This is a genomic window from Mesorhizobium sp. M0052, assembly GCF_040323255.1.
Classification (GTDB): domain Bacteria; phylum Pseudomonadota; class Alphaproteobacteria; order Rhizobiales; family Rhizobiaceae; genus Mesorhizobium.
Genome location: NZ_JAMYUS010000006.1, coordinates 74,948 through 94,326, shown reverse-complemented (window position 1 = coordinate 94,326; position 19,379 = coordinate 74,948). Strand labels below are relative to the sequence as shown.

Below are 19,379 nucleotides of genomic sequence, written 5' to 3'. Positions count from 1 at the left end.
AATCGCATCGGCAAAAAGGGAGCAAGGGCATGCTGGACAGGATCGCCGAGTTCTTCATTTTCGGCTTTGTGCCGCTGGTTATCGGCGTTCTGGCCGTTCCCGAGCCTTCCGTCGCCGCCGAGAAAACCCTGAAGGGCGAGGTGATGTATCGCGAGCGCATCGCGCTGCCGCCCAACGCCGTGCTGTCGGTTCAACTTGCCGATGTATCGCTGGCCGATGCGCCGGCCGCCATTGTCGGCGAGCGCAAGGTAGCGCCGGCCGGCCAGGTGCCGATCAAGTTCGAGATCAGCTTCGATCCAACGGTGATCCGGCCCAACATGACCTATGCGCTACAGGCGCGCATCACCGCCGACGACAAGCTGCTGTTCGTTACGGACTCGCGCTATCAGGTCGATCCGCTCAGCGACGCGCCGCAGGCCATTGTGCTGAAAATGGTGGCGCCGAGCGACAAGCCGACCTCGGCCTCGCTGTTCGGCCAGAGCTGGCTGGTCGAGTATATCGACGGTATCGGCGTGATTTCGGAGCCGCAGGCGACGTTCCGGGTCAGCGAAGCCGGCAAGGCCGGCGGCAGCGGCCCGTGCAACGCCTATTTCGCCACCGCCAAGGTCGATGGCGAGACCATCGTCATCAGCGACATCGGCTCGACCTACAAGGCCTGCGCGCCGGAGGTGATGGCCGAGGAAAAGGCGCTGTTCGAGGCGCTCGCCAAGGCGGCGTCATACCGTGTCGATGGCGGCAAGCTGATCATCGCCGACAAGGACGGCCGTGACATTTTGCGATTTGACGCAGCGAGTTAAGATCAAGACTGCGGCGGCGGCGGGGGCGCCGGCGTCAGGCCGAACCGGCGCATCAGGTCCATCAGCCTGGTGCGGTCTGGCGGGCCGCCAGTGCTGAAGATGGCGAAGGCCTCGCGAAAATATTCCGGGCCGATCGCCGCCGGTGTCACCACGCACAGCACCTTGGCTGTCGCGGCGATGTCGTTGTCGAAGCGATGGACCGCGCCGCGCGGAATGCACAGCGCCTGGCCCGGCCCGATATCGTGCCGGTGTCCGTCGACGGTCAGCATCAGCACGCCTTCGATCCCGTACATCGTCTCTTCATAGTGATCGTGGCTGTGCGCCGGGGCGGGCAGGCGCTGCGAGCCGGCGACCGTCAGTTCGAAGGCGGCGATGCTGCCGTTCGACTGGTCGCCGGTAAGCAGGAAGCGCACGGCAAGGCCGCCATGGCTGATTGTCTCGTCGGCCGGATTGACGCTGATCTGGCTAGCTCTGTCTAGCATTTCATCCTCCCACGTGGTAAATTGAATTTACCGAAATGAGTAAACTCAATTTACCAGAGTGTCAATGCCATTATCCGCGGAAGCACCGCCAAAGAAGCCACCGCTGATCGGTGCGCTGCTGCGCGTTCCGGCCATGGCCATTCACCGCAAGCTGATCAGGGATCTCAGGGCGTCGGGTTTCGAGGACCTCAGCCCGCCGCATATGGCGGTGATCCAATATCCCGGCCCGGATGGCCTTCGGCCGAGCGCGCTCGCCGAGCGCGCCGCGATGAGCAAGCAGGCCATGAATCAACTGCTGAAGACGCTGGAAGCGATGGGTTATATCACTCGCTCGGCGGCACCCGATGAGAGCGGCGGGACCGTCGTCCACTTCACCGACCGCGGGCGCGCCGCATACCAGAAGATGGCCGACATCCTGCTCGACGTCGAACGGGAATGGGCCGAGGAACTGGGCGAGAAGCGTTTCACGGAGCTGAAAACGCTGCTCGGCGACCTCTGGGACACGCCGCTCATCCGTTGAAAGCGGCATGAAGCCGAAGCCGGGACCTGACCAAAGAAAAAGGCCGGCGAAGTGCCGGCCTCTTGCATACATTGGTTCGCGTCGGCTCAGCCGACGATCTCGGTGTCGGAGAACCAGTACTTGATCTCCTGCGCGGCGGTTTCCGGCGCGTCGGAGCCGTGCACGGAATTCTCGCCGATCGACAGCGCGTGGACCTTGCGGATGGTGCCTTCGGCGGCGTTGGCGGGGTTGGTCGCGCCCATAACTTCGCGGTTCCTGGCAATGGCGTTTTCGCCTTCCAGAACTTGCACGATGGTCGGCGCCGACGACATGAATTCCACCAGTTCGCCGAAGAACGGACGATCCTTGTGGACGGCGTAAAAGCCTTCGGCCTCGCGGCGGCTCATCCACACGCGACGTGAGGCGACGACGCGCAGGCCGGCCTCTTCCAGCATCTTGGTGATGGCGCCGGTAAGATTGCGCCGGGTCGCGTCCGGCTTGATCATGGAAAAGGTGCGTTCGAGCGCCATGGGGTCGTCCTTGTCTTGAGATGGAAAGTCTTGAGATCGGAATGTGGAGTGGCGGGCTCTATACAAGCCGCCCGGCCCATTGCCAAGGGGAGGCGCCCCGGCAGCGTTATTCGACCGCGACCGCCCGCATGGCCGTTCGCAACGCTGTGGTCAAAGGCAAGGCTTTGCGGGAAAATGGCGATTGCGCAGGCACGCACGGTTTCGAAGGGAAACCAGCGGAATGGAAAGACATCGGACCATGTTTGACGGGACGCGCTGGCCCTACCACCACCTCAGGCCGGGCGACATAAAAGGGAGCCTATTGATTATCGGCATTTTTGCTGCCGTGGGCCTTGTTATGCTGCTCTTTCCGGGACTCCGCACAGATACGAACTTCGGCTTCGGCCCCGAATGGCAATGCACGCTGATGCCGAAGGGCGACCCGATCTGCGTCAAGCTGGTCGGCAAAGAGGGCGCGAAGTGACTGTCAGTATCACTACCGCCTGATAACAACGGGCGGCCGCCGGCGCTCCCAGCCCTCGCGCTCCAGCGTCGGCATCTCATGCTCCTCGCTGGGATAGCCGAGGCAGAAATAGCCGATCAGCGTCCACTCAGGCGGGGTGTCCAGGATTGCGGCCATCTCGGCGGCGTCGAGGATCGACACCCAGCCCATGCCGATGCCTTCCGCCCGCGCCGCCAGCCACAGTGTGTGCACCGCCATGACGGCCGAATAGTCGATGGTCGCCGGCATGGTCATGCGGCCGAGCCCGTGGCCCTGTTGCGTCGTGCGGTCGGCGAAAACCGCGAACTGGCAGGGCGCTTCATTGAGACCGGCGAGCTTCAGCCGGGCATAGAGAGCGGCGCGCTCGCCCGAAAAGCATGCCAGCGCCTCGGCATTGCAGCACTCGAAACAGTCTCTCACCGCGCCCCGCCGCTCGGCGCTCTCGACCACCACGAAGCGCCACGGCTGGCTGAGACCGACGGACGGCGCGACGCTGGCAAGCTCCAGCAGCCGCTCCAGCGTATCCTCGGGCAAAGCCGTCCGCTCGAAGCGCCGCACATCCCGGCGCCAGCGCAGCAGCGTGACCAGCCCGGCGCGAAAATCATCGGTGAAATCGGGGGGTGGTGGCATGGCGATCAGGAGACTTGTGTGGGGAATAGGCAGTAGGCAGTAGGCAGCAGGCAGTAGGCAGCAGGCAGTAGGCAGTAGGCAGTAGGCAGTACAGCGCTCAGACCCTATTGCCTACTGCCTATTCCCTAAGCTGCTGCCGCCGCCTCCTTCCAGCAATGCCGGTTGAGCGGACGGGTCGCGTCGTGTCCGACGAGTTCATAGAACAGAATGGTCATTGGCGGCTGCGTCCTCGCGGTCTAATTAGGCGCCTGCGGCTGAAGCGGAACTCGTCGGCGGGAAAAAGATGAAACAGCATTTCATGATGTTCGCGGCCTACAATCAATGGGCCAATGGCCGCATCTACGATGCCGTCGCCGCACTTGACGAAGAAGAGTTCAACCGCGATGTCGGCGCATTTTTCGGCTCGATGATGGGCACGCTCAACCATCTGCTGGCCACCGACCGCATCTGGATGAAACGCTTCACCGGCGAGGGCGACGCGCCGGCAAAGCTCGACGCCATCCTGCACCGCGCATTGCCTGGTCTAAAGCTGGCGCGTGAGGCCGAGGACAGGCGGATCGTCGACTGGGTCGGCGGTTTGACCGAAAAGGCTTTGTCCGGCCGCTTCTCCTACATGACCGTTTCCGACATGCGCACCGTCTCGCAGCGGCTGGCGCCGGCGCTGGGACACGTCTTCAACCACCAGACCCATCACCGCGGCCAGGCGCATACCATCCTGACCATTCTCGGCCGGCCTTCGGTGCAGCTCGACCTGGCGTTTTTCCAACGCACCGACGAAGGCCGCGCCTACGCCTGATCTCCTGACCGCGCTTCCCGTTTAAACGCACGGGAGCGTTAACCGGTGCATTTGCGCGGCCGTCGATGCCCGGCACCAGCTCTGGATCCAAGCCGGGTTTGAGGACCCTGTCGGCACAACGCTGCCCGGTGACTGGGCCAGATGGCTGGGCTGTCAGTGGCCCGCCTTTTGTGGGCCTTCGGCTCCAGGCCGCCGCAGCCACAACCCGCTCCAACTCCGGTGGAATTTCTGTCGAGAGAATTAAACAAAGTTTAAATATTGAAGCAAAAACATATTTTTTTTTAGCAGACCAGTGCACGCCTTGAGAACTACAATCCTTATTCTTGGAAAAAATAAAGAAACTATAAGGAAGACTCGTGCGTAGCTGTGAGTGCATAAGCATATGTCTGCTTTGGTTTGCTGGCATGTTGCAATGCACAAAGCAGAACGGCAACAAGGAGAGTGTCATGGTTAATATCACTCAAAAAATCGCTAGAACACTGGCGGCGGGTGCAATTATCGTCATTTTTGCCGCTCCCGCGAATGCAGGCGGCGGAATTGGCGTCGGTGTCGGCGCATCTATCGGCGGTGCTGGCGGCATCAATGCCGGTGTTGGCGCTTCGATCGGCGGCAGCGGCGGGGTCAAGGCCGGTGCCGGCGCCTCGGTTGGCGGCAGCGGCGGTATCAAGGCGGGTGCTGGCGCAACGGTCGGCGGCAATAGCGGCGTTACAGCAGGCCTCGGCGCCTCAGTCGGCGGTAGCAGCGGCATTAAGGCTGGCGCTGGCGCGACGGTCGGCGGAGCCGGTGGCATCAATGCCGGTGTTGGGGCCACGGTCGGCGGCAGCGGAGGTATCAATGCCGGTGTCGGCGTCAACGTCGGCAGCGGCATCAACGTCGGTGTCGGCGTCGGCATTGGCGGAACGCCGGGCACGCCCGGTACCCCCGGCACTCCAGGAACTCCTGGAACACCAGGCACCCCTGGGACACCCGGTATCGTCGCTAGCATGTCGAACAGCCAGCTGACACGTATGAAGAAGCGCTGCGTCGATGTGCTCGCCAGCGAGGGCACCTACGACAGCGATCTGCGGCAGCTATGCCTTATGATCTCGCGTCGCTGAGACAGGTTTCCCCGGGAGTGTCGAGCCAGCCGTGAGGCTTTACGGCACTCTCCTACCGCATGGCCCAGACTTCCCGAGGGACATGCGCTGACGAGAAGCCTCCGGCCAGTCGGAAAGCCCGCCGCGCAAGTGGCGGGCTTTTTGTCGCCACTCACAAGGCAACCGATCGCGCCTTTCGACTGCCGGAGCGTTTTATCGTTTAACGGAAACGGTGAAACGCGCTATCCCTTTGTCTTGGTAATTCTCAGGGAAAGCGCCCACGCGCTTCTCCCGGGAAAGCTGCTCACACTTTCCTGGAATTGTTCTGGTTAACCACATTCGAATTGCAGGTAAGATTTTAGGGTTTCATTTGTGTTCCCGCTGCAAAATGGCGAACACAGTGGGAGAAATGGCATGCGGGTCGATCTTTCGCCCACGAGCTTGGGCAGGGTCATAGCAGTCACGGTTGTCGGCACGGCGATCTGTATCGCGGCGGCCTTCCTTGTCGATTCCTACAATTTTCCGTCGCTGTCGCCCGAAGCGTTGCGCTGGGCGCAGCTCACCGACCTGTTGCTGCCGCTCGTGCTGGGTGGATCGTTCTTCTCTTTCCTGATGTACAAGATGCGCCAGCTGGCGATCGCCCAGAAGAATCTGAGCATCGTCGCGGCGACCGACAGCCTGACCGCGGTGTTCAACCGCGGCGCGTTTTCGATGCTGGTAGAGGCCTATCTCGAACAGGCGCGCAGCCAGGCCGTCGTCGATGCCGGCGCCCTGCTGATCGTCGACGCCGATCATTTCAAGACCATCAACGATCGATTGGGCCACGATTGCGGCGATCAGGCGCTCAAGCTTATTGCGCAGACGATCAAGGCCCAGCTGCGCGGCGCCGACATCGTCGGACGCATCGGCGGCGAGGAGTTCGCCATCTTCCTGCCCGGCGCCGACCCGTCGCAGTCTTGGCTGGTTGCCGAGGGGATCCGGCGGCGCATCCGCGAGGTCGAGTTTGCCCCGGATGGGCGGCCCTGTCCGCTCTCGGTAAGCATAGGCGGCGTCGCCTTCAGCGGACCCACCACCTATGCCGACATGTTCCTGACGGCCGACCGGCACCTCTACAAGGCCAAGTCCAACGGCCGCGACCAGGTCAGTTTCGAAACGACCGGGCCGCGCGGCCTGCTGTCCGGCGACCCGACGCTGCATTGAGGGCTGGGACCGGTGCGCCGTTACCTTCCACGATGTCGAGTGCAGCAGCGCTTCGTTCCTTGCCGCACCGTCTGATTTGCTGCTGCCTTCACGCGAACGAGGCTTGATTTTAGGTGTCTCAGGTCCTGCATGAAACTCACCACCCCGCATGATGGACCTCAATGCGGGTAGTTAAGGTTGTAGAGGGGAGCCGGGTTGGCAGCCCAGTCAGCGCTTGCAGGTCCAATTTTCCTGGCAAGGCAAGCCGACAACAGGAATGTCGGATGCTCATCAAGGGACTGAAGCGGCCCGCTTTCCATGTTTGCCGGCACGATTGCCGCCTCTATGGCGTAGCCAGCGTCCAGCACCTCGAACCCGGTAAACGCATTGAAGATCGATGCCCACGACTCTTTGGAGAACCGGAAAAAATCCCAGGGCTCCTCATGCAGAGGCCATGCCGGATGCGACTGGATGAAGGCCAATCCTCCAACATTGAGAACCCGGTTGAGTGCGTGAGCGGCAACCCACGGCATCATTAGATGCTCGAAAACGGATACAGAAAAAGCAAAATCGAACGTTTTGGTGACCCCCTCTAGCGTATGGGCATCGGTAACTAGGTCAACGTTGGGGCCTGTGGAGACATCGACGCCGAAGTATTCGCAATCAGGGAACAAATGCCTATAGGTGTTGCCGGATCTTGCGCGCGAACCAATTTCTATCAGTGGTGCGCCGGGTTTGGCGGCCACCATCTTGCAGAATCTATCGATAATGCCGTGCGAACCCTCTGGACGTTTCGGTGAACGCCTGAGCCGGTTGCCGTTGTCGAAGCCCACCGAAACGTTCTCATTCGCAATCTGTCTATCGACCAAAGGCGCGGCGATACGGAAACCGTCATTGATCGCCGTTGCCGGGCTTGGGCGGGTAAAGCGCACGCAAATCTGATTGGGGACAAGCTTACCGTCGTAGAGGATCACCGGGTCTGCGCCCGTGGTCCATCCGGTGGCGATCAGTATACCGTCCAGCATGGAAAGCCGGTCGACGAAATCTTCGGTGAGCGGCCGCAAAGCGGGGGCAGGACGCGGTTTCAGAAACTGGAACATCCGTTACCTCCCTGGGGCGGGGCAATGTCGGGTAAAGCGGCTAGCCAATTTCATGCCGGGTCGTTCAATATAACGATAGCTCACGAGCGACAACGGGACCAAGACGACGAGGGTCGCGAGAAAACAAGCAAAGAACGGCAAGAAAGTGCCGGTGAGGGATGCATAGAGCCCACGGTAGATGCCCCATTGGTCCAAGACAAGGATAACAACAGAGTGCCAGAGATAAAGGCTGAGACTGGCGTTGCCGAGGAGTTTCGCAGCAGGATTGACGAACCATCTCGGTGGATGCAAACAAACCCCGACAACGGCTCCGGCCAAAGCCAGCGCCCAAACGACGTTCACGAGCGCTGCGACTGGCCAGAATGTGGTCCCAATAAATTCGCTAACCTGGTCATTGAAGCGGATAAGACCAAAAATACCAAGTACGCTTGCGGCGAAGACTGCGCTGCCGACCCGAGGTGAAGTTCGACCCAGCTTCTGCCATACGAAGTACCCCGTAATTCCCGCCGCAAAGTAGAAGAGGAACGTCATCAGCGAGAACTGCTCAAAGGTCGCCAAAACGGGACCAGCGCCCCGGAAAGCCAATTCCCAGTTCGCGGCCAGAAAGACACTGACAGCCAGAAACGCCAACGACCGCCATAAGCCGGTAAGAGCGAAGACCAGCAGTGGGAGGATGGCATAGAATGCCATCTCTACTCCGATCGACCAAGACGCCAGGACGAAGCCGGTGACATGCTGAGGGACAAAGTTGAAAATGAAAAGAACAGAGCTGAAAAACTGAGATAAAGAGAAGGTTATTCTCCACATAGACCAGTACAATATCGGCGTCGTAATGAATGTCATAAAATAGAACAGCGGTGCGATACGGAAAAATCGCCTTAGATAGAATTCTCTCAGATCCGCCCGCGTTTTAATATTTCCGCTATACCCGACGAAAAGGCCAAAAGCGCTTACGGCGTAGAATAGAGGAACACCGTAACCGAAATGCGTCAGAATGAAAGACAGCTGAGAGGGGATAGGAAGATTCGGTAGTGCGATAAGATGAACCAGAAAAATTGAAAGCGCGGCATAGCAACGCATGGCCAATAAGCCAGGCAGTTCGATACGTGCCGCATAGGCATCTACAGCTTGAGCTCTACTTATTGCGAGATTCATTCACTCGGCTGCGTGCCTGAGGCATCTTTCTGAATGACTGCCATGTCCGATTGCGCGAGCATGGCTAGCGTAGCCTGTGGGCGAGGAACCCGCGCAGGCCATGACCGGCTTGAGCCAACCTCACTGCCGCGACGATCATGATCTTGGAATTCGTGTTCACCACTAGGCGGAGGACGCTGACCTTCAATTTGAAGCGCCAGGGTATGGATTTGTTGCTCAGCACAACCCGCCCGTACCCGTTGAAGATGGAGACCATCTCGTCCTTGTGTTCAGAAAGGTGGTTGTCGTCATGGATGGCCCATCTGATCGCATCATGGACAAACTGCGAGTGAAATCGAGGGATTAGCAAGTCCCGCATGTAATAACGGACCATTTGTCGGTCATCAGGGAACATTCCCATGAGCTTCTTGAAGTACCGAAACCGGCTTCGAGACATCATGACGGTATATGATGTGCTATTGGGGCGTATACACCAGACCGTCACTGGCTGGTCGACGAAATAATTGCTGTATCCGCTTCTGAAAATACGCAGAAAGAGATCGTCGTCTTCATAGCCTATGAACTGAGGGTCGAAACCGCCGACGGCCTCATAAGCGGTGCGGGAAATCAGCGATGCCGACGGCAGGACATGCATGTCGAAGCCCACCATCTGCTCGATATCGCGCTTAGGGTGAGCGCTGTGGCGTTTGACGGTTGCTGTTCTCAGCACATTACCGGCGCCATCCGCTTCCATGAGGTCGCCATACACCCAGCCGAGATGCGGATCATCGGCTGGAATTGCCCGCACCAGGGCTTCGACATGGGTATCCCGATAGAAATCATCCTGATCGAGAAAGCTGATGTAGTTCGAGGTCGACGCACGAACGCCGGCATTTCTGGCCAATCCCTGGCCGCCATTGGGCTGGTTGATCACCTTGAAATGCAACCGCTTGGCAAGCTTGTGCAGAAACGCCGCTTCGGTAGCTGTCGAGCCGTCATTGACGACGATGAACTCGTCGGGTTGAAGCGTCTGGTTAAGGACGCTCTTGACCGACCTCTCAATGAATGCGGAGCCGTTGTAGTAGGGGATGATGACCACTACAGTGGGCGCTCTTTTCGACGAGAGCTTCGAAAGCTTGGGGGAAACGTGCATCATCATAGGAACACCGACCTGATGTAGCGTAAAGGGGCTGTCACCTTCCAGGAAGTCGACTGCAGTAATGCATCGGCCTTGACGCTGAGTAGCTGGATCCGCTGATTTGCGGCCTCGATCTGCAGGCTTGCGGCGTGCGCGTCACGCTCCAGGGCGTCGACCCTGTTTTTCATCTCCATCTCATGCCGGCTCACGAAAACAGTGCGAAGTTCCTGCTCCGCTTGCTTGAGCAGGTCGACGTCGGTTGCTTCCAGAACAGACGCGCTCTTGGAAAGAGTGATGTAGAACTCGTGTAAATTCGGTTGTCCTGCATCGATGGTATGAAATGCGAGTTCACCGGATTTAATGTAGCCGAGGGAGCGAAGTTTTTTGATCAGATATCGAAACGACGTAGGCGTGAATTGCCAACCATGAGCGTCGTGATATTCCGCGTCGGTTTGCGAACTTTCGAACAATTGTTTTGCTTCATCGGCCCCTTGCATTAGGGCGATGTCATCAAGGGTCGGTTCCACCCAGACGATCTGCTCGGCCTTGGTGCAGATATAGGAGACTTGGTCAAACAGAACTCCGGGAGAGTGGCGCTTGCGTTTTTCGAAATAGGCTTGCAATGCCTGCCCAACCGTGGACAGCGGCCGTAATGCGTCGAAGCAGAACCGTTTGTCAGGCACAGCCAGAACCAGCAGGCCATTCGGCTTCAGCAGCGTTTCGCAATCCTGGATGAAGCGGACGATATCGGTCACATGCTCTATGACATGCGACGCAAAAACGAAGTCGTAGCGTTTCTTCTTGCCAATGGTTTCGAGGATGCTGCGACCGTCCGAGACATAGTCGACCTCTTCAATCTGTGATGCGTTGTCCCGATATTTCTCGCGCAAGGTGGCGGCGTCGGCGTGATCGATCGTTTCGACATTGTAGCCTTGCGACTTTGGCAACAGTGGATTGTAGCTTGGCCCCACTTCCAGGCCGAATCCGCTCGCATCGAACATCGACAGCAGCATCTTGGTTCTGGCTGTCATCGGCCGTTCCGGTGGCGCTGCAGGTTTGGCTCGCTCCGTGGGCTCGCTCGTCGAGCACGCCGCTGTCGTTTCGCTGCCATGCGCGGGATAAGCTTGGCTATGTTTCATGGATTGGCTTCTTTGCATCGGCCAGGCGACAGCGCCATCCGGTAGGTCGAAGGTCTTGCGCGCCAGGACGAAAGAGGCCGCCATCCCGTCGAACAGGGGAAATGCATGCATGGTGCCTTCCCGGAAGGCTGGATGCACATGCATCTTTACAGGCGTGCACATCCCCACCTTGAGAATTTCAAAACCCATCTCAGGCGAAAACAGCACCTTCAGTCCTTCATCCGATGCACGCCAGAAATCGTTTGGCGTTTCATGAATTGGAAAGGCCTGCGGCAACGAATGCAGTGTCAGCCCGCCTACTTTAAGCAGTTTGTTGACCTGGGCGGCCAGCAGCCAGGGGCAGGCCAGATGCTCCATGACCGCGAACGACATAATTCCGTCGATGGACCCCGCTGTGAAATGGTCGCTCAGGAAATGCGCGTCGGCCACCACGTCGACCCCCGGCGCCGGGTGGATGTCGACCCCGATGAACTTGCATTCGGGTTGGAACTGGGAGGCTTGCAGAGAGGAGTCCGGCCCGACGACGCGCGCGCCGATTTCCACGACGGTGCCTTTCACCTTCTTCATCTCGTTGACGAAATAGGCCATCCCATTGTCCACCGGGGGCAGCGGGGCATTGACATGGTGGTCGGCGGGCAGGGCCGTGATGTCGAGTTCTGCTCGGCCTGCTGGGGTCTCGACCACCAGACTGACGGGTCTAAACGGGCTGCAAGCCAGATAGGCAGAAAACCCATACCTAGTCGATGGAAGATGCGGATAGAAATTTAGCAAATCCGGACGATCGTGAAATTCCGAGACCTGCATCCGAAAATCGCCGCTGCGCAGATACATCGCCTTGACGGGTAAGTCATGGGCGTGAGCCCAGCCCTTCACAAACACGCCATAAGCATCGCACCACAGCATATCGATCAGATGAACGATTTTTCCAGGCTCGAGTGTTCCGGCAGGCAATGTTTTGGGCTGCAATGGATTGGCCTTCTCCGCCGCACGTTCCTTCCCAAAAAACCTCTCAACACCGAGTCGTCTGGCTGCCGTGAGCAGAGAGCCAAGATTGACTCTATCCCAAGGCTGATCTGGTCGAAACGTCAATATACCTCGTGTATTCTGCAAGGTTCCACCCGTTTCTACGATGATATATTTTATAGTTTTTGTTTATTAGCGTGTTCGGCGCCCACATCGCTTGGTCGTCCTCCCCGTCACCCCAAGGCACGTTAGCCTTCAAAGCTTGACCGCACAATATGCTCTAGAGAGTTATGTACATCTTGGATTGATCTACGTGGGGCGCGAGTTTTCGTGAAGAAAAAAATTGAAAATGCGGCCCAATTTTGGTGCAGCACCGGCAAACATATTTGTTCCCCTGTTGCAGGTAAAACGATCGCTTCTGGGAGCGACTTCGCGATAGTCGCGATATTGCATGAAAGCGGCTGGAAATATCGCTTAAAAGTCGGAATCTCGATTTTATGGCGATCAGCAGCCGCCAGCCGTCAGCAATCCGTTTATTCCTTGGCGTTAATCTCTGGCGAGCTGATCTTCGGCCACAACGAGGGCAGGGTATCCAATCTCGTAGACCTCAAGGCGAGGTCGGACCGTTGAAATGGCTGCTGGCGTCACCGCGATTTCATCACTGGCATCATGCCAATGAGCGCGAAGCCTGGGACAAGAATTTCGCCGGGCAGCTGCCTTTGCTCGACATGCTGGGAGGCACATTGTTCATGCCCGACAGGGTGCCGCAGAATACGACACCGATGACCCGGTTCCCTCGCTCTATCATCAGCAGCTTGCCTATCCCTTTGTCGGCGATCAACTCTTTGTCGGCAACACCGAACAGACCGCCCCGCCGGCAAGGCTGGCAGAGGCCTCGCCGACGTCTGCCGGCAAGTCCGAGTGATCTTTTTTGCCGGGCAGGCCTGGTCCCGGCCGTCTCAGACGGCGTAACCGCCATAACCGTGTGCGACCGGCTTGACCGAGACGGCCGGCTGGACCGCGGGCCAGAGGATGCCTGCCGTGACTGCAAAGGTGATCAGGGCATCGCGTGCGGCCTCGGTCGAGATTTCTCCGGCGCGCGCCGCCTCGCAGGCCCTCACGGCCGCGCCATAGCTCAGGCGCCGGCGTGACGGCGGAAAATCGGTCAGGAAATCATGCATCTCGAACAGCGAGGCGAGCATGCGTTTGTGGCCGGCGCCAACGCTAACGGCAACCGGGGTGAAGAACATCGCATCGTGCATTCTGGCCTCTCTGGATGGGCGGAAAGGCGGCGGTCGCCGCTCTCCGATCGCGGGTTGGACGCCAGAAAACGCGGCTGACGGCCCGAAGTTCCCTGAGAGATGCCATGACAGGACGATTTGCTCTTGAGGTCGCTCCCTGCCGGCATTCGCGGTTGCGGCTATTTCCACATGCCGCGCATGCGGGCGCCGAGGTCGACGCGGACCTCAGGTCTGTGGCGCGGATCGTCCTTGGCGTGGACGCTCGCCCAAGAGGTCTGCTCGAAGGCGCCGAGGATCGAGGCCGGGATGAAACGGGTTCGCGAGGCATAGACGTGGCGGTCGCCGCGCGCTGCCTGGCCGTGAGTGAAGAAGCGCTGCGGCGTCACCAGATGCAGGCCGTCCTTGGCCCGCGTCATCGCGACGTATAGCAGCCGGCGCTCCTCCTCGATGTCTTCCTTGGTGCCGACGCCCAGATCGGCCGGGATGCAGCCATCGACGGTGTTGAGCACGAAGACGTTCTTCCATTCCTGGCCCTTGGCCGAATGAATGGTCGACAGGATCAGATAGTCCTCGTCGCGGTGCGGCGGCCCGGCCTGGTCGCTGGTCGCATCCGGTGGATCCAGCGTCAGCTCGGTCAGGAAGCGCTCGCGCGAAGCATAGCCTGAACCGATCTGCTCGAGCTGCATGAGGTCGGCCCGCCGCGTCGTCGCATCCTCGTGGATGCGCTCAAGATGCGGCTCGTACCACAGCCTGACCTGTTCGAGATCGGCCGGCCATTTCCCCGACCGGGCGCGCAGGCCGGAATAAAGCGCAACGAAGGCTGGCCAGTCCTCAGCCGCGCGTTGCGGCGGCCGGTAGCGGGCCAGCCCCATTTCCTCGTCGAGCGATGTCGCCATGGTCTCGACGATGGTGCTCGCCGCCGAAGGGCCGATGCCGGGCAGCAGCTGCAGCACGCGGAAGCCGGCGACGCGGTCGCGCGGGTTCTCGGCAAAACGCAGCACCGAAAGCACGTCCTTGACATGGGCGGCGTCGAGGAATTTGAGCCCGCCGAACTTGACGAAGGGGATGTTGCGGCGCGTCAGTTCGATCTCCAGCGGGCCGCTGTGGTGCGAGGCGCGAAACAGCACCGCCTGCGATTTCAGCACCGTGCCGGCCTCGCGCTCGGCAAGGATGGCCTGGCAGACATAGTTGGCCTGCTCCGCCTCGTCGCGCACGCTGACCAGTTTCGGTTTTTGCGAGGATTTGCGCTCCGACCAGAGGTTCTTGGTGAAGCGCTCCGATGCCTCCGAGATGACCGCATTGGCTGCCGCCAAAATGGTCTCGGTCGAGCGGTAGTTGCGCTCCAGCATGATGACATCGGCGGCTCGCGCGAATTGTTGCGGGAAATCGAGGATGTTGCGCACTTCCGCGGCGCGAAACGAATAGATCGACTGCGCGTCGTCGCCCACCACCGTCAGTCCGGCGCCATCCGGCTTCAGCGCCGAAAGGATCGAGGCCTGCAGCCGGTTGGTGTCCTGGTATTCGTCGACCAGCACATGGTCGAAGCGCGAGCCCAGATGCGCCGCGATCTCCGGCTCGGCGGCCATCTGCGCCCAGTAGAGCAGGAGGTCGTCGTAATCGAGCACGTTCTGCGCCTGCTTGGCCTCGACATATCGGGCGAACAGAACCTTCAGTTGTTCGGCCCAGCCGGCACACCACGGAAAGGCCGAACCCAGCACCTCGCCAAGCGGCGCCTGCGCGTTGACAGCGCGCGAATAGATCGCCAGGCAGGTGCCCTTCGTCGGAAACCGGCTTTCGGTCTTCGAGAATCCAAGTTCATGCCGGGCAAGATTCATCAGGTCGGCGGAATCCTCGCGGTCGTGAATGGTAAAGGCCGGGTCGAGGCCGATCGTCAGCGCATAGTCACGCAGCAGCCTGGCGCCGGTGCCGTGAAACGTGCCGGCCCAGGCCAGCGCGTCGGCGATGACGGACGCGTCTCGGCCCAGCACCTCGCCGGCGATGCGTTCGACCCGCCTGGCCATTTCGGTGGCGGCGCGGCGCGAGAATGTCATAAGCAGAATGCGTCTGGGATCAGCGCCCTTGACGATCAGATGCGCAACCCGGTGGGCGAGCGTGTTGGTCTTGCCGGAGCCGGCGCCGGCGATCACCAGCAGCGGCCCGGCGATCTGGCCGTCGCCATGTTCGACGGCGAGCCGCTGCTCGGCGTTGAGCTTCGCCAGATAGGCGGGCTGCAAGGACGAATCAATGATGGCGATGGTCATCGCCTATCAAGCATCGTTTCCGCTTTGTTCGCAACGGGCCGAAGTCGCCCTTATCGCCGTGGCGCGACACCCGTTGCCGCCGACTGGCGCCGCAAGGTGGCGCGTTCGTCGCCAGGCACCGGCAACGGATCGAAATTGTCGGGCACGTCCTTGATGATCTCCTTGGCGATGCGATAGGTCGCGTAAGCGAAAAGGCCGGTAATGAGCAGACGGATCATGGCGCGATCTCCTTTGGGCAACCAACCTCAGAGCCGCCGTTTGGTTCCAGCCGACGCGGCGTCGTTTGCGAGCGTGCAACCAAAGCCGAACCACCTCGTTGCCTTACGAAGGAGAGGGCAGACCTAGGAGGTCGCCATGAAGAGGCTTCTGATTCTGCTAGCCGCCAGCTTGGCGCTCGCCGCCTGCGACGGCGACATCCAGCCAACCAAAGCCCCGGTGCTCGATCAAACTCCGCAGACGGATTCGGCGCCAAAGCCGGCGGCCAGCGGCGATCAGCCGGCGCAATGATCGTTTTAGCGGGACGACAAGGCTGAAGGTAGCCTTCGGGAGAAGAAGGCCGGCGCCGCTTGGGAGGTGAGCTGATAGCGCCGGCCAGGCGGATATCAGGTCCGCCGCAACAACCGAAGATAGCTGAGTCTCTCGCCTGCGTCATGAGGTGGCAGTTTTCGTGCCGGTTCTGCTCGTGCCGTCTGCGCAAAACCAGCTGAAACGGCCGCAAATCCCGCAAGGCCGCGGAAAGAATCCGACCTCAGGCAATGGCCTTGCGCAGCACCGGGCCGCCGGCAATCCCGGCGTCCAGCTGGCACTGCGTTAGCGCCGCCTCGGCCATGATCCACTGCTTGAACAATTCCACCTTGCGCGTGTAGGGCGCGGTGACCGGGCAGACGAAATACCAGCCGGCGGTGTTGGGGTGATGCACGGCAAACGGCGCCACCAGCCGCTCTGCGCGGATCTCGCTCGCCATATAGGCGCGGTTGGCGACTGCAAAGCCCATGCCGGCATTGGCCGCCTCATAGGACATCATGCAGGAATCGAAATAGATGCTCTTGGTCTCGCCGAGCACGGAACTCGCGCCGGCAAAACCCAGCCACGACTGCCAGTTCTGCGTGCAGGTGTCGGAATGCAGCAGCGTGAAATGCCTGAGGTCGTCGGGCGTCACCTTTGACGGCGGCCTGTCGCCGAGAACCTCGTGGAACAGCTTCCTGCTGCACACCGGCGTCAAATCCTCCTTGAACAGCAGGTCCGCCTTGAGGTCGGGAAAGCTGCCGTCGCCATAGCGGATCTCGAGGTCGAACTCGGAGGTGGCGAACTCATTGGCGGCGTAGGAGGTCGAAACCCGCATTTCGATTTCGGGATATTGCCGCTGGAACAGCGGCAGGCGGGCAAACAGCCAGCGCGCCGCGAACGTCGGCAGCACCGAAATCTTCAGCACATGTGCCTGCGACTGTCCGGTCGCCTCCATGCTGGCCGCCACGATGCGCTCCAGCGCCTCGCGAACGCGCGACACATAGGTCTCGCCCTCGGGCGTCAGCGACACCGCATTGCCGCCGCGCTGGAAGATCTTGAAGCGCAGCTGTTCCTCGAGGCTTTTGACGCGCTGGCTGACGGCGGAAGCAGTAATAAACTGCTCTTCGCCGGCGCGCGTGAAGTTACGGTGCCGGGCGGCACTTTCGACAATCTTCAGCGAATTGAGGTTGACCTGACTGAGCAGACGCACGCGTTTCGACCTTAAGCTGGGCTTACACTAGCACCAGCATTCCTAATTTTACAGGGGTGGGGAAATTAATCGACAGTTTACCAAGTGATGCCCCCATCCTGGAGAAGTAGAATGAACGCCCATACCATACCTGAACTGCGCTACGCGATGAGCCGAGAAGCCATTATCGGTCATGAGACGGCCTGGAAAGTGTCGGGTTTCGGCGTTGCGCAGTATCTGCATGGCTACGACCCGGCGCTGCTGGCGGCGATCGAAGAGGCGGCGTTGAAGCTCAAGGCCAGCCACGCCGTGCACAAGCACCTCGATCTGACCTTCATCACCGGCGCCGACCGTTTCATCCCGGAGATCAAGGAACTGCTGCATGACAAGCTGCGCCTGGAACGTCTGTCCGACATGATGGGCACCAAGCTCGAGCCCTATCCGCTGTCGATCGTCGGCTCGACCGTCACTTTCATGAATCCCAAGGACGGCGCCGTCGATTGGCATTGCGACGGTGTCCCGGTCACCGAACTCATTCCGCTGTCGATCAGCAATCCGCTGGTCGGCGGCCATCTCGAAATCTACTGCGACGATTCCGAGACCGGCCGCGCCATCCTTGAATCCGGCCGCGAGATTCCGCGCAACCAGGTCATGCGCATCGACCACAAGATGAACTACGCCACGCTCGGCCAGTTTCTCGGCGTCCTGCACCGCACCGCGCCGATCCAGCTCGGCTCGCGCGTCACGCTGGTCCTCAACCAGCGCTCGGTGGCCAAGCCTTATGTCGACGACAATCGCATGTTCTATCTCGCAGCCGACAATGATCAAGATCGCGAATGGGTCAACGAGCTCGCCGAAGACGTCTGGACGAACCAGCTGCCGGCCTATCGCCGCTTCGAGGAAGAACGTCCGGTTACGGCGGCGGCCGATGCGCCGGTCCCGGGCGGATCAAGGGAATCATGGTAGCCAGAGCATAGAAGTGGACGCCTGTTTGGCCGTCGGTAACATCATGGTCGGCGATAAGGACAAGGCACCGTCTCGGCGATTCCGGGGTGGATCGGGCTCGCCGTCGGCCCTGGTCTTCGCCGCCGGCGCGGTCGCCCTGTGGTCGACCAACGCGCTGGTCGGCAAATCCCTGCTGGCCAGCCATCCGGTGTCGCTCGTGCAGTTGCTGCAGTTTTGTGGAGCGGCTCTGGTGTTCGCCGTCATCCATCTGGCGAGCCGGAAGGGGGACACGCAAGGCGCAGCCTTTGCCAAGGGTGCTGACGGCACCCTGGCGCCGGTCGCGGTCGGCTTTATTGGCCTGGTCGGCACCATGGTGCTGCAATACATCGCCTTTGCCTCCATGCCGGTGATCGAGGCCAATCTCGTCGCCTACACCTGGCCGCTGATGGTCGCGGCGGCGGTCATCGTGCTGGGCAAGCGGCAACGCCCCGTGCTGCTGGGTTTGACTGCCGTGTTCGGCTTTGTCGGCGTGGCGCTGGTGATCTCGGGTGGTCGCGGCCAGCCTTTTCTCCAGGGCAGCATCGTCGGCTATCTCGCTGCCTTCGGCTCGGCGCTGTGCATGGCCTTCTATTCGATTGCGGTCGCCCGCCTGGCCACACCGTCGGAGCGTTTGCTTTTGCCTTCGGCATTGGTCGGCGTCGGCCTGACCTTGCTGTGGTGTATTCACGACGGCGCAGCCTGGCCATCCAGTGAGCACCTCCTGCTTGGCCTCTATCTCGGTGCCGGTCCGATGGGGCTGGGATATTATTTCTGGTCGCGCGCCTTGAAGCTTGAAGGCGGCGGCAAGGTTGCGGTCATCGCCTATCTGACCCCGATCGCATCGACGCTGCTGCTGACACTTTCGGGCGAAAGGCTGACGCTGACCGCGATAGCCGGTGCGGTCCTCGTCATCGGCAGCTGTATTGCGGTGGGCATAGAACGCTCGGAGGCTGAACATGCTTGACGACGATGAACGCCTCGCCAGACAGGAAGCATTCTGGCTGCTCAAGGAGTTCGGCGCCGAGGCGCCGCTCTACGCCGCCATGAAGGCCGAAAAGCGATAGAGCAAAAAGATTTCGGCCGGTGCGCCCGCTGGAAGCGCATTCTGGACATACTGGCCGACTCTAAACCTGCGGCGTCCGTGCAGTTGAAATCTGCTGGCGCGAAGTCGGCCGTTTCCAAGTATTAGATTTTCTAATTTGCAACGTTGCAACCTGTTGTGGAAACATCCTCCTGTTCCGATTCTTGATCGT

21 protein-coding genes are annotated in these 19,379 nt (G+C 60.4%); 10 read left to right on the top strand and 11 right to left on the bottom strand.

Features of this window, described 5'->3' with window-relative positions; translation table 11 throughout:
* Nucleotides 1-29 precede the first annotated feature (29 nt).
* Nucleotides 30-797, top strand: coding sequence for a YbaY family lipoprotein (locus tag NKJ77_RS09650; protein ID WP_352535049.1), 768 nt, complete (start codon nucleotides 30-32; stop codon nucleotides 795-797).
* A gap of 2 nt (nucleotides 798-799) precedes the next feature.
* On the opposite strand, the gene NKJ77_RS09645 is transcribed toward NKJ77_RS09650, so the two are convergent.
* The gene (locus NKJ77_RS09645) at nucleotides 800-1,279 is read right to left on the bottom strand and encodes a cupin domain-containing protein (RefSeq protein WP_023733884.1); all 480 of its coding nucleotides are present in this window, start codon (nucleotides 1,277-1,279) and stop codon (nucleotides 800-802) included.
* Between the two features lie 64 nt (nucleotides 1,280-1,343).
* On the opposite strand from NKJ77_RS09645, the gene NKJ77_RS09640 reads away from it, so the two are divergent.
* Nucleotides 1,344-1,799 carry a MarR family winged helix-turn-helix transcriptional regulator gene (locus tag NKJ77_RS09640; protein ID WP_023673444.1) on the top strand — a complete coding sequence of 152 codons (456 nt, stop codon included), beginning with the start codon at nucleotides 1,344-1,346 and terminating at the stop codon, nucleotides 1,797-1,799.
* Nucleotides 1,800-1,885: 86 nt separating this feature from the next.
* Here NKJ77_RS09640 and ndk read toward each other — a convergent pair whose 3' ends face one another.
* Nucleotides 1,886-2,308 carry a nucleoside-diphosphate kinase gene (gene ndk / locus NKJ77_RS09635; RefSeq protein ID WP_023705335.1) on the bottom strand — a complete coding sequence of 141 codons (423 nt, stop codon included), beginning with the start codon at nucleotides 2,306-2,308 and terminating at the stop codon, nucleotides 1,886-1,888.
* A gap of 238 nt (nucleotides 2,309-2,546) precedes the next feature.
* On the opposite strand from ndk, the gene NKJ77_RS09630 reads away from it, so the two are divergent.
* Entirely contained in the window at nucleotides 2,547-2,771 is a 225-nt protein-coding gene (locus NKJ77_RS09630; RefSeq protein WP_023754715.1) for a hypothetical protein, read from the top strand.
* Nucleotides 2,772-2,783: 12 nt separating this feature from the next.
* On the opposite strand, the gene bluB is transcribed toward NKJ77_RS09630, so the two are convergent.
* Entirely contained in the window at nucleotides 2,784-3,419 is a 636-nt protein-coding gene (bluB, locus tag NKJ77_RS09625) for a 5,6-dimethylbenzimidazole synthase (RefSeq protein WP_023754714.1), read from the bottom strand.
* A gap of 283 nt (nucleotides 3,420-3,702) precedes the next feature.
* Here bluB and NKJ77_RS09620 point away from each other — a divergent pair, with 283 nt between their 5' ends.
* The 3 genes from NKJ77_RS09620 to NKJ77_RS09610 all read left to right on the top strand — a co-directional run bounded on the left by NKJ77_RS09620 (nucleotide 3,703) and on the right by NKJ77_RS09610 (nucleotide 6,491).
* On the top strand, nucleotides 3,703-4,215 hold the full coding sequence (locus NKJ77_RS09620) for a DinB family protein (protein WP_023673440.1): 513 nt from the start codon (nucleotides 3,703-3,705) through the stop codon (nucleotides 4,213-4,215).
* Between the two features lie 446 nt (nucleotides 4,216-4,661).
* Nucleotides 4,662-5,312 carry a hypothetical protein gene (locus tag NKJ77_RS09615; protein WP_023689083.1) on the top strand — a complete coding sequence of 217 codons (651 nt, stop codon included), beginning with the start codon at nucleotides 4,662-4,664 and terminating at the stop codon, nucleotides 5,310-5,312.
* A 393-nt stretch (nucleotides 5,313-5,705) separates the two neighbouring features.
* Nucleotides 5,706-6,491: a GGDEF domain-containing protein gene (locus NKJ77_RS09610; protein WP_352462880.1), complete on the top strand. Its 786-nt coding sequence runs from the start codon at nucleotides 5,706-5,708 to the stop codon at nucleotides 6,489-6,491.
* Nucleotides 6,492-6,649: 158 nt separating this feature from the next.
* Here NKJ77_RS09610 and NKJ77_RS09605 read toward each other — a convergent pair whose 3' ends face one another.
* The 4 genes from NKJ77_RS09605 to NKJ77_RS09590 form a co-directional block, all read right to left on the bottom strand.
* Entirely contained in the window at nucleotides 6,650-7,570 is a 921-nt protein-coding gene (locus NKJ77_RS09605) for a class I SAM-dependent methyltransferase (protein ID WP_352535046.1), read from the bottom strand.
* 3 nt (nucleotides 7,571-7,573) lie between these two features.
* Complete coding sequence (locus tag NKJ77_RS09600) at nucleotides 7,574-8,725, bottom strand: acyltransferase family protein (protein ID WP_352535044.1); 1,152 nt, start codon at nucleotides 8,723-8,725, stop codon at nucleotides 7,574-7,576.
* 64 nt (nucleotides 8,726-8,789) lie between these two features.
* Complete coding sequence (locus tag NKJ77_RS09595) at nucleotides 8,790-9,863, bottom strand: glycosyltransferase family 2 protein (RefSeq protein WP_352535042.1); 1,074 nt, start codon at nucleotides 9,861-9,863, stop codon at nucleotides 8,790-8,792.
* The gene (locus NKJ77_RS09590) at nucleotides 9,860-12,070 is read right to left on the bottom strand and encodes a methyltransferase domain-containing protein (protein WP_352535040.1); all 2,211 of its coding nucleotides are present in this window, start codon (nucleotides 12,068-12,070) and stop codon (nucleotides 9,860-9,862) included. The genes NKJ77_RS09595 and NKJ77_RS09590 overlap by 4 nt, the downstream gene beginning before the upstream one ends.
* A 204-nt stretch (nucleotides 12,071-12,274) precedes the next feature.
* Between NKJ77_RS09590 and NKJ77_RS09585 the strand changes: the two genes are divergently transcribed.
* Nucleotides 12,275-12,574: a hypothetical protein gene (locus NKJ77_RS09585; protein ID WP_352535038.1), complete on the top strand. Its 300-nt coding sequence runs from the start codon at nucleotides 12,275-12,277 to the stop codon at nucleotides 12,572-12,574.
* Nucleotides 12,575-12,903: 329 nt separating this feature from the next.
* Here NKJ77_RS09585 and NKJ77_RS09580 read toward each other — a convergent pair whose 3' ends face one another.
* The 3 genes from NKJ77_RS09580 to NKJ77_RS09570 form a co-directional block, all read right to left on the bottom strand.
* Complete coding sequence (locus NKJ77_RS09580; RefSeq protein ID WP_352535036.1) at nucleotides 12,904-13,206, bottom strand: DUF982 domain-containing protein; 303 nt, start codon at nucleotides 13,204-13,206, stop codon at nucleotides 12,904-12,906.
* 158 nt (nucleotides 13,207-13,364) lie between these two features.
* Complete coding sequence (locus tag NKJ77_RS09575; protein ID WP_352535034.1) at nucleotides 13,365-15,446, bottom strand: ATP-dependent helicase; 2,082 nt, start codon at nucleotides 15,444-15,446, stop codon at nucleotides 13,365-13,367.
* 50 nt (nucleotides 15,447-15,496) lie between these two features.
* The gene (locus tag NKJ77_RS09570) at nucleotides 15,497-15,664 is read right to left on the bottom strand and encodes a hypothetical protein (protein ID WP_023670264.1); all 168 of its coding nucleotides are present in this window, start codon (nucleotides 15,662-15,664) and stop codon (nucleotides 15,497-15,499) included.
* Nucleotides 15,665-15,800: 136 nt separating this feature from the next.
* Here NKJ77_RS09570 and NKJ77_RS09565 point away from each other — a divergent pair, with 136 nt between their 5' ends.
* Nucleotides 15,801-15,953: a hypothetical protein gene (locus tag NKJ77_RS09565; RefSeq protein WP_023693936.1), complete on the top strand. Its 153-nt coding sequence runs from the start codon at nucleotides 15,801-15,803 to the stop codon at nucleotides 15,951-15,953.
* Nucleotides 15,954-16,194: 241 nt separating this feature from the next.
* Here NKJ77_RS09565 and NKJ77_RS09560 read toward each other — a convergent pair whose 3' ends face one another.
* Nucleotides 16,195-17,163 (bottom strand): LysR substrate-binding domain-containing protein, encoded by a 969-nt coding sequence (locus NKJ77_RS09560; protein ID WP_023735479.1) that lies wholly within the window; start codon nucleotides 17,161-17,163, stop codon nucleotides 16,195-16,197.
* A gap of 111 nt (nucleotides 17,164-17,274) precedes the next feature.
* On the opposite strand from NKJ77_RS09560, the gene NKJ77_RS09555 reads away from it, so the two are divergent.
* Both NKJ77_RS09555 and NKJ77_RS09550 read left to right on the top strand, forming a co-directional pair.
* A complete protein-coding gene (locus NKJ77_RS09555; protein WP_023689075.1) occupies nucleotides 17,275-18,108 on the top strand; it encodes a hypothetical protein in 834 nt (277 codons plus the stop codon).
* 25 nt (nucleotides 18,109-18,133) lie between these two features.
* Complete coding sequence (locus NKJ77_RS09550; RefSeq protein ID WP_245265458.1) at nucleotides 18,134-19,090, top strand: DMT family transporter; 957 nt, start codon at nucleotides 18,134-18,136, stop codon at nucleotides 19,088-19,090.
* The last annotated feature ends 289 nt before the right edge of the window (nucleotides 19,091-19,379 follow it).